Raw genomic sequence first — 2,234 nt, 5'->3', positions numbered from 1 at the left:
GCGGTATAGGCCACCCTTGGCACTCCCGGCAAGCGCTGTTCCAGCAGTGCACTCAAGGACTCTCCCGGTTCCAGGTAGGCATCGCCGAAGTCGGCGCCGAGCTGGTTCGGGTGGGCGACGATTTCCAGCAGCCCGTCGGCTGGCGGCTCCGCGTTGCGCAGATCCACCGGGGTGCACACGTAGTCGGCGGTAGCGCCGGCCAGGTTGCTCAGGCGGCGATTGAGCAGGTCCTTGAACACGCGCTTGGGAAGGCTGAGGTTTTGCCCCAGGTTGCGCGCCAGACGCACCGGCACCCCCTGGCGGGCGGCGAAGCGTGCGACGATCTCGCCGATCGGCCAGATGTTGTGCACGTGCTGATGGGAGTCCAGGTGGCTGGGGCGCAGGCCGTTGTCCAGGCAGCGCTGCCACTGGGCTTCGAGTTCTTCCAGTACGGCGTGGCGATCCCGGCGCCCGAGCCAGAGGCGGGTGCGGGGCAGGTTGAGATCGAACACACCGGCACCGTCGCAAAACGTCGGGCGTTGCACAATGCTCTGGCTCAATGGACGGCCGTAGGTCAGGTTGAAGTGCAGGCCGATGCGGCCTTCGAGCAATGGATGCCGGGCCATGGCACAGGCCGCTTCGAATGCCGGCATGTTGGCCATGGCGGTGGCGGAGCTGATGAGCCCGGCCTGGAACGCGCCCAGGATCACCGCGTTTTCGCAGGCACTGAGGCCGAAATCGTCAGCGTTGACTATCACTTGGCGAGGCATGTTTACCCTCCTTGAGGTTTTCCGTAGGCGCAGGCGTTTTGACGACAGGTGTCGCGCCGGGTGTAGGGGTGGCGACTGCGGCCGCCGCGCGCCGGGCGCGCCATTGCTGCAATCGGGGTTTGAAGCGTTGCCAGACCCGCAAGGCCAGCCCCAGCACCAGGCCGCCTGGACGCCAGGAGTAAAAACTCCAGCGCCAGTGTTCCAGTTGCCCGGTCATGCGTTCGTGCAGTTGATGGCTGGAGTTTTCCAGGCTGACCCGTGACGCATCGATCCACTGCCAGTTGTCTTCCAGGCCCCAGCGAATCCACTCTTCGAGCAACACCCGGCCGCTGCCCAGGTCGGCATATTGCGGCAGGAACGCCAGGTTGTAGTCGTACAGTCGGCCCTGTTCCAGCAAGCCGAGGCGATAGCTGATGCAGCGCCCCTCCAGCTCCAGCACCACCACGCGCACCAGGCCCCGGGCCGCGAGGGCGGTGAAGGCGCGGTCCATCCACTGGCGATGCCGCGCATCGGCAAAGATCCCGACCCCTTCATCGCCTTTCCAGCTCACTGCTTCGACTTCACTGATGTCCTGCAACAGCGGCCCCATGGTCAGGGCGTCAGGAGTAATCCGCCGCACCCGGGCGCCACACGCGGCGATGCGTTTGCGCGCGCGGCGCAGCTTGTAGCGCGGGTCGCCGGAGACTTCCTGATGGTCGGCCTCGCTGATCAGGTGCACCGGCACCCGACAGCTGAGGCGTTGTTCGGCGGTCGAACTCAGTGCCTGCCACGGTGCCAGGGCCTGCGTCGTGGGACCGGCCAGTTCGTTGAGTTGCAGCACGGCATGGGGCAGGTGTTGACGGATCTGCGCCAGCGCGTTGCGCATAGCGTCGCCGTCCAGCCTCGTCAGCAGCGCGAGGCGGTCGGCTAGGGGATAGCCCAAATGATGCAGGACCCGAAACGGCAAACACGCAAAGCGCTCCACGGATGCCACCAGCGGCAGGCACAGCGCCAGTTCGTCACCCTGCCAGCCGAGAAGCACGTGCAACTGCTCGACGGGCTTGAGTGCCAGTTCCGACGCGTATAGCCAGGCCAGGGTGTTGAACGGCGTGTGGTCTGTTACGCGCTGGCGCAACGCTTCGTAAGCCGCTATCGGAAAGTCGTCGGTGCACAGCGAAGTGCGCCATTCGAATCGTGCAGACATAAGATCAACTCGCCTCGGCTGGAACAGGAGAGGGTGCCGGTTTGCGCAAGGCATCCAGGCGTGAACCTCTGTAACGGGTTTCGCGGAAGAAGCGCCAGCCGAACAGGTGGTAGATGTTCATGATCCGCCCCTGCTCGCGATACCCCATGCGGATGTGCAGCTTGAGCGCGGGAATGTTGTGGGACTCGCAGATGTCCACCACTTTGTTGCAGCCCTGATCAGCCATGGCTTTCCACAGGTTCAGCTGGAAATCGACCGACAGCGTGGTGCCCCGGTAGGCAGGAATCTGCTCGAGAGCGAAC

The 2,234-nt window shown here is 64.8% G+C and carries 2 protein-coding genes and 1 pseudogene; all 3 read right to left on the bottom strand.

All coding sequences use genetic code 11. From position 1 onward, the window contains the following. Window positions 1-749, bottom strand: a 749-nt coding sequence (locus ACXRVY_RS25120; RefSeq protein ID WP_458238532.1) for a ChbG/HpnK family deacetylase, incomplete at its 3' end; no start/stop codon positions are given. Beyond that, window positions 721-1,932 (bottom strand): GNAT family N-acetyltransferase, encoded by a 1,212-nt coding sequence (locus ACXRVY_RS25115; RefSeq protein ID WP_457266165.1) that lies wholly within the window; start codon window positions 1,930-1,932, stop codon window positions 721-723. The genes ACXRVY_RS25120 and ACXRVY_RS25115, both read right to left, overlap by 29 nt. A gap of 4 nt (window positions 1,933-1,936) precedes the next feature. Further along, window positions 1,937-2,234: pseudogene (locus tag ACXRVY_RS25110) on the bottom strand (N-acetyltransferase); the annotation flags it as partial.

Source organism: Pseudomonas sp. P5_A2_2, assembly GCF_054177685.1.
Note: the sequence above shows the minus strand (reverse complement) of the source record. Positions and strands in the feature narration are given on the sequence as shown.

What these genes read in the sequence shown, in the direction of transcription:
- ACXRVY_RS25115 (WP_457266165.1), bottom strand. Translation starts at nt 1,932, where the DNA reads ATGTCTGCACGATTCGAATGGCGCACTTCGCTGTGCACCGACGACTTT.